This is a genomic window from Solemya pervernicosa gill symbiont (assembly GCF_002020875.1).
Taxonomy (GTDB): Bacteria; Pseudomonadota; Gammaproteobacteria.
The window spans coordinates 1-7,650 of record NZ_MPRL01000103.1; the positions used below are offsets into that span (position 1 = coordinate 1).

Annotated in this window: 7 protein-coding genes; all 7 read right to left on the reverse strand. The window is 45.6% G+C overall.

Annotated elements, in window-relative coordinates:
• Positions 1-282: 282 nt before the first annotated feature.
• Complete coding sequence (locus BOW52_RS15975) at positions 283-894, reverse strand: hypothetical protein (protein ID WP_078485079.1); 612 nt, start codon at positions 892-894, stop codon at positions 283-285.
• Between the two features lie 300 nt (positions 895-1,194).
• The gene (locus BOW52_RS15980) at positions 1,195-2,154 is read right to left on the reverse strand and encodes a hypothetical protein (RefSeq protein WP_078485081.1); all 960 of its coding nucleotides are present in this window, start codon (positions 2,152-2,154) and stop codon (positions 1,195-1,197) included.
• A gap of 210 nt (positions 2,155-2,364) precedes the next feature.
• On the reverse strand, positions 2,365-3,672 hold the full coding sequence (locus BOW52_RS15985) for a TrbI/VirB10 family protein (protein ID WP_172840394.1): 1,308 nt from the start codon (positions 3,670-3,672) through the stop codon (positions 2,365-2,367).
• Positions 3,665-4,141, reverse strand: coding sequence for a hypothetical protein (locus tag BOW52_RS15990; RefSeq protein ID WP_078485083.1), 477 nt, complete (start codon positions 4,139-4,141; stop codon positions 3,665-3,667). The genes BOW52_RS15985 and BOW52_RS15990 overlap by 8 nt, the downstream gene beginning before the upstream one ends.
• A complete protein-coding gene (trbG, locus tag BOW52_RS15995; protein WP_236725787.1) occupies positions 4,138-5,007 on the reverse strand; it encodes a P-type conjugative transfer protein TrbG in 870 nt (289 codons plus the stop codon). The genes BOW52_RS15990 and trbG overlap by 4 nt, the downstream gene beginning before the upstream one ends.
• A gap of 22 nt (positions 5,008-5,029) precedes the next feature.
• On the reverse strand, positions 5,030-5,719 hold the full coding sequence (locus BOW52_RS16000) for a VirB8/TrbF family protein (RefSeq protein WP_078485084.1): 690 nt from the start codon (positions 5,717-5,719) through the stop codon (positions 5,030-5,032).
• A gap of 6 nt (positions 5,720-5,725) precedes the next feature.
• Positions 5,726-7,024 (reverse strand): P-type conjugative transfer protein TrbL, encoded by a 1,299-nt coding sequence (gene trbL, locus BOW52_RS16005; RefSeq protein ID WP_078485085.1) that lies wholly within the window; start codon positions 7,022-7,024, stop codon positions 5,726-5,728.
• Between the last annotated feature and the right edge of the window lie 626 nt (positions 7,025-7,650).

The window sequence follows — 7,650 nt, forward strand, 5'->3', positions numbered from 1 at the left end:
AGCGGCTTTATGTCGGCGTAGAGTCACTGAGGGAGTTGTGTAGAGCCGCGAAGAGGTGATTACGCAACGTACGCAGGACGGTCGGGGCGCCGCAGGCATGAACGGTCGCGTGAAGTTTTTGCTGTTTGCTTGGGCTTGGATGCCCAAAACAAACTTTCGCAAAAATAGCGACTCCCCGGTAGTTCATCTGGCAACTTTATAAATTCTTCATAGTGGTGTGTTCCATATCTTTTCATGACGGTCAGCAATGGATTATCCTAACCATCAATGTATTGGAGAATCCTACTTCTGAGCACCTTGATTTTCATACGGGATTAATATTGTGCCTAGCCCATCCAAAATAATGGCTAAATCACCATCGTCACTTCTGCACGCAGATGCTCCGTTCGTAGTCAATCCACAGCCCCCATTCTTAGGCGAAGCAATAGGTATGCCTTCAAAAACTGTTCGCGCACCGACGTTACTTTGATTTATTGAAACCTTATCATCATTAATCGCTGCAAATGTTGTTCTCATCACCCCATCTTGGGTGGAAAGCATTAATTTATCTAGCTGTTTCCGCGACCCACTAAAGTAATCCATGTGGTTGTATCTTGATGGAAGATTGTCCTGGACAAGACGCGGATTATAAACATAAAGGTATGGAATAGATTGCCCACCCCCGTAGTAATCTCGGCTAGAAAATCCTTGAATAACAAAGTCACCTCCCATGAAGCTAGCCAGCATCCCTCTATTTAACGCGGACTTCTTCTCCTCATCCAAGCCATGGTTATCACCGCCGACACTCATCTTACGCACGATAACATTGTCTTTATCTAGCGAAACTGAACCATCTGCATACGTGCGATGTAGGGCAAAAATAATCTGATCATTGGCGGTATCAAAAGTGGCCATCAACGTAGGAACAGAAACCTCTTATCAGATACCTGATCGTATGCGCGATACGACACGACATCTACTATACTTCGTTGGACAGTATCATTGCGGCCAATTTCTAGTTCAGATGCTGGATATACGGGTTTAGATAGGATATTAATCCCCCAATAACCTCCATTTTGGGCAGATGACATGTTGTCGTAATTCTTTCCAATATGAAATGGAAGTATTATCGAATTGCTAGTCTTCCCTTCACCATATGCCAGCTTAGCGTCCATAGTCCACGTACCACGATCTGGCAATTTTGTTTTCACGTTGTCAGCATGCCAAAATGCGGACATACAATGAATTCAAGTTCTGTTGAATGCCATTCTTTACAGATAAAGCATGGCCACACACATCAACATCAGCAGCTCCCGGTCCAGAAACACGCTCGCCTGGCTTACAGGCATATATAGACATCCTGTCAAGGTGTCTCTTAGAAAGAACTGGTTTCGTAGAAGGGTTATAGGGCATGAAAGAAGCTAAATTGAGACAACTCTTATCATATTTTCTTAGTATGCAGGTCACTTCGCCATCAGGGCCGTGCGTATAGTTGGTCAAATAATGCTGAGAATCTAATTCCATCAATCCCCAGCCAGCTCCAGACGGGGTCGCAGAAAAGAAACGTTTTTGTAGATATATTTCGCCACACCAATCCATTTCACGACTAACGGAAGGTACTTGTCCGAATGGGAAATAGGTCTTTTGTGGTCCACATACAAGAGCCTTTAGATTCTTGTCATATTCTATCTCCGATACATCGTGGTCCTTTGCAGATAGACACTTCTTTCCATCGAAGGACGCACAGGCGATCTCACCATTCGCGCCGTACTCCATAGAAGCAATAATCTCGCGTATTTCACCCGTGTAAATGTCGTAAAACTCCATCTTACTCCAAGACTTCCAGCTATCTCCAATTTCGCGCCGTTTCCTCAGATATTGGCACGGACCTACAGATAACTTATTTAGCGCATCGCCAGATAGATTTTCACAAAGAACGTGCTTTAATAATGATGGGTTTTCAGAGAAGTTACTTAGAGTGTACCCCTGCGCGCACTCTTTACCATCTATGCTGGCACAGGCCACCTGTCCGTCAATATTCAGAGAGCCAACAATAGAGTCAGCTATCAGAATGCTATCAGCCTTATACTCACGCCAAGTGTTTCCATCTGGCCCAACCCATGACGCATAAATTCTAATACCCGAACATAGCCTGACTAGCTTACTTCCAGACACCCTCAAAACTTCCCAATCTGCTACTAGTTAGTAGCAGCCTTCATGTCGACACATCGTTCGCCCGCGCTCTCAACTACGAATATGCAGACGGCGCCTGACAATCGTTGGACAAATGCATTGCTTCGCCATCCATGGCGCTCAGAGATTGTTTTCATCCTGCATTAGACGGTCTTTCTCTGTTAGATAGGAAATTATACAGCAATTTGAAAACTATTTATACGGCTGTTTGAAAGCTATATCTTTGTTAACCATTACGTTAAATCGATAGCCAGGACGGATTTCAATCGTGGGCTGAATCTTCAGGTTTTTGCGGGTCATTTCCGCTGATACTTCCCCAATTTGCTGACCCAGTGCAGCAGAAAGGGCTGCGCTTGAACTTTCATCATCATTGATGTTTGTATTGTCAGGCTGTGACAGTTGAGCGCCGGCAGAAACAAACGACATTAAGATAGCTGAACCAAAGACCTGAAAATAATGGTTATCAACCTGATCCTCAAAACCAGCATAGCCTTCCTGGTCAGATCCCGACATACCTGACAGCTCTATACTGGAAGCATCAGGGAAAATAAGTCTATTCCAGACTACCAAAACACGCTTTTGATAAAAAGCCACTCGGCTATCATAACGGCCAACCAATTTACTACCTTGTGGAATCATCAGATGATCACCGGAGTCAGTGTTATAAACATTCTGAGACACCTGCGCCGACAGCTGGCCTGGTAAATCACTGTTAATACCAGTGATCATTAAAGCTGGAATAACAGTTCCTGCTTTTATCTCAAATGGGCTTAACGGTGGGCGCCTTACGTGAGCCAGGTAAGGACCATTTCCGGAGGTGTTTGAATTCAGAAATTTCTCTTTATGAGCTTGCTTGTTCTGATCTTCAGAAGCGGTTGTTGCGACAGGAAGTTCAGCAATAGGATTAGAACTTCTACCAAAGTTGTTAGATACTCTAGATGATGATGCTGAACCACCATGATTGGCAATACTTGCAGCGAAGCCCTTGATTTCAGAATCTTCTCTCAGGGCAGCCATATATTTATCTGTTTGAAGGCGTTGAATGCGGATACTTTCACGCTTTAGCTCTGGTGAAAGCTGGGACTTCCTAATCCTGGCTGGTGGTTCCCGTTTTCGCCGTTTCTGAGCAGCCGCAGGTTGCGCGATTTTCTGAGCAGCCTCAGGCTGTGCCTGTTTACGAGGTTCAACCTTTGTCTTTGGATGTTTCGCCGACCCTGCCAGAGCATCAGGAATCACACCATCAGGAGCATTGTCTAGAATATCCTGTAGGCCTTGCCAAGAATTCACTACTTGAAATTCTTGAACTGATGCTACTTCACGCTGATTTTCTGCTCGTTGATTTACGGTATAAATCAGACCAAACATGAAAACGAGAACCATAGAACCAACAATGATGATTGGCACCTTGTTGAGCCGTTTAACGGCTTCCAGCTCTCCCTTGAGCGACAGTCCAGCATGGTTGGTATCTGCATTTGACAGATCTTCGGTTTCCTTACTCATTTCTACCAGCATTCATTTCAGTGAAAGGTGTCTTTGCCTGAAGGTCCAAGACACCTTTTTTGTAGACTCGATTAGCCTGGAACCCATCTGACGCTTGAACGACTAACAAAACATGATCAGCAGCGTAATGCTTAACTTCATAGCGAAACGTTGTAAAATCTGGAACAACTTCACCTTCGATTTCCATGGATTCCTTGCCTTTCTTTTCTAATGGGGTCTTAACACCGTAGCCTTTAGCCCTCAGCTGGTGTTCTAGTTCTGCACCAAAGGTGCCTTTATCTTGTTCAAGTGAAATCAGCGTTTTGGCCGGTGGGTAATTCGCTTCGATACGGCCAACGGCATCATGAGTAAGTTTATGAATTTGTGCTTCTGAAAGCGTCAGATCCTGATCTTGGTACGAGTTGAACCCAGTTGTTGAAGCACACCCCGTTAGAAGTGCAAAAAGGTAAACAATAGCTGACTGTTTCATTGCTCAGTTCTATCAATAACAATCTTTATTTGGCTGCTGCCAACACCGGCAATTAGCTCTGCACGATCAAAGATGTAATCGATAATGTATCGATCACCCTTCAGACGGTAGTTAACAATCTCTTCGTCACCATCTGCCCCCAGAACCAGTAGCGCTGGCGCCTCTGTCTGAGCCATTTCTTTAGGCATCTGAATGATTGTCTTAACGCCATTATTGTATACACGAACCGGCTTCCAGCGAGCATCACCTGTAATGGAATACTCGAAATCCAGGTCAGTTAGGCTTTCCCTTGTTCCCTGTATCATTTGGTGTTCTGTCTTCTGAGCTGTTATTAGAGCTTCCCATTGCGCTTGCGTTTCTTCCGGATAATCGAAGCCAACGTAAGGCATAAATTCCTCCTTACGAGATTTCAGGTTCATGTGATACGTGCGGCGATCCGTAGTGATAACTAACGTAGTCTCCAAGCCTATATTAGTAGGCTTAATGATTGCATGCGCTGTCTGGTATCCTTTCGGGCCAGAAACAGCAGGTGATACCTTCCAGCGGATCCTATCGCCAAGATGCACGTTGTATATTTTCTCACCTGATTGGAGCTCTACATCACACGCATGTAAAGGCGCACAGATAATAGTTGGCATAGAGCGTCCAAACAGAAAGATCAGTTTGCCGTAGTCTCCCATAACCGGGAGGTCTTCGCTGTTATATATCCAGCGGTAGGCCATTTTAGCCGTTTTCGATTCCTTGCTGTTCAATGCAACGTCCTTTCCGCCCATAACCAGATCTCTCTGAACAACTTCTTCCTGATTACCAGCTGACACTTGAGTTGCCAAAAGAGCGGTCAGAAAAATAGACATTTTTATTTTCATATTTATGCTCTCCATAAAACGATTAATACTGCTGTGACCAGCTGATGCTTTGGACGTAGATACCAAGAGGATTTTCCATAATAGTTGATTCATCTATTGGCTGCTTTACTAAGATAGTTACAGCCCCTTTCATTCGGCGTTCTCCAATAGTTTCACCAGAGCGTCCACGGATCTTCTCAGTCCATTCAACTTGCCACATATTTTCTGTGGTCTGGATGATGGAGCGAATAGTAACACTCACAGTTTCCTTTGCAGCCCGTTTAAATGGGTTGTGCTGAGTATCGTTTAGATGCTCGTTCATACTCTTGTGTGATGGGCTGGTACTAGATATATGTGCGTAAACCCTAAATATCACTTGCTTCTGGGCTGCACCGTCAGCAATCACTGAGAAGGCGTCAGTGAAGAAGGAAGCCAGCTCTGCTTTTATAACTCGCGGATCTGCTTTAGAGGCTATATCAGCACGACCTACTGTGACAGGGCGACCAATTTCATCAACCACTACCACATAAGGGATATGTTTTGACTGAGAGCCTATATAAACCACGCCAACAACAGAAATGGCAGCTATCAGAAGGCAAACACTGGCAAAGACCCAAGCTCGGCTTTTACTACTGGCGAGAGAACCGTAACGCTCGTTCCATTCTAAGCGCGCAGCAAGATAAGGATTTAGTTCCTTAGGTTCCGTCTGATTGTCATTTTTCGAAAACACCATAACTTGTTAATCCTCGTCATCATTCAGGGGTGAAATGTATTCCGAGTCTTCTTCTGAAGAAACTGAATCATCACCAGATGTATCGCTAGAGACGTCATCATCAACAATAGAAAAGAAATCAGACTCCATAAAGTCTTCCGTTCTAGCACTGTCCAAACCGTGCTGATATTGGAGGTTTCCGGTTAACTTTCCGCCCAAATCTGAAGCAGAAGAACTTACCAAATTACTAACGGTTTGGGTGACCATCTGGGTGCTGGTGGCGCCTTGGGCAGGTACCAGCTTAGAGGCTTCATTAACAGCCATTCCTGCGCCAGCTGTAGCTTGTGCCCCGGCCGCCGTACCACCAACACCACCAACACCACCAACACCACCAACACCACCAACACCAACACCACCAACACCACCTGCCGCACCTAAGAATGCAGATGCTGCACCGCCCGGAGTCAGGCCGCTGCCAAAGGATGAACCATTAATTAAAGCTGCTCCAATACTAGGTAGGCGGGACACCAGAATTGCAATCACAACAGAAGCAATCAGCATTGTTAGTGTTTGCATGTTATTTGCTTCGTAATCTGCGCCCCACTGGAACAGGATTCCCCAAGCAACAGCAATCAGGAATTGCATGATCATCAGCTTCACACCCACTGATAACCCATATTTAAAATAATCAACGGCGAAGTTGTTTGTAAAGCGGGAAGCGCCGAAGCCTAATAAAATTATGCCGCCAGTCAGTACCAAGTAACTCTCAGCCAGTATCAGAACCATTTCTGCAGCGATGACTGCAAAGGCAACCATGATGATTACAGCTGGGAAAATCATGCTCCATGAGGAAGGAGTAGCACCGGTTCCAGACATAAGCCGGTCACCCACAATCAAAGCAAGCTCTATAATATCTGAAGGCAAGAGGTTCTGCATTACACCAGACACTACAGCCGCATCTGTCCCAATTTGTCGCATACTGCCAACGATAGCTGTAACCCAGCTGAACCCATTCACAACCAGCCCCCAGAAGAAGCCAATAACCAGGAAGGTTCTAACAATCGTTCCTAGAGCATTACCGAGATCTTCTTTACCTAGTCCTAATGTAATGCCGACCCACGTTAGCTCTATTACAGCAAGAATCCAGAACAGGCGGGAAGCATAGTTTGTGATCATGGCTTCCCATTTGGGAGCTTCCGTTCTGAAGTTACCCACAACACCGTCTAACAAGTTGTTTTCACTGATAGCCGCAGTTGCATCAACAGATATAGTTAATGCAATCAAACTGAGAACGAGAATACTAAGCAGAGAAAGATACTTACCCATTGTTATAACCTAGTGACATAGTTAGATAACACAGTGATTAGTTCCTGATTCCTGTTTTTTTATGGGTGCTTCAACCGCTGCGCTCAGTTGAGTTTTGCTCTCCCCCAGTTGGGGTAACTTTTGGGTTCGGGGAGTCGCTATTTTTGCGGAAGCTTGTTTTGGGCATCCAAGCCCAAGCAAACAGCAAAGACTTAACGCGACCGTTTATGCCTGCGGCGCCCCGACCGTCCTGCGTACGTTGCGTAATCACCTCTTCGCGGCTCTACACAACTTCCTCACTGACTCTACGCCGACATAAAGCCGCTGCTGCATCTTCTTCGTCGTTCGCTCGCGCTCTCAACTACGAATAGGCAGACGGCGTCGACTATCGCTGACTAACCGCCTTCGCTTCGCTATCCATGGCGGTCAGCGACTGAAAAATTCCTTAGCAGAAGTATATCGCGCTTACATGCATCTGGTTGAAAGCTACCGTGAGGATCAGGTAATTGACGACGCCATTAGAAAACTAATCCTAGACCAAGCGCGCATACTCGGGGAGTCGCTATTTTTGCGGAAGCTTGTTTTGGGCGTCCAAGCCCAAGCAAGCGGCAAATACTTAACGCGACCGTTTATGCCTACGGCGCCCC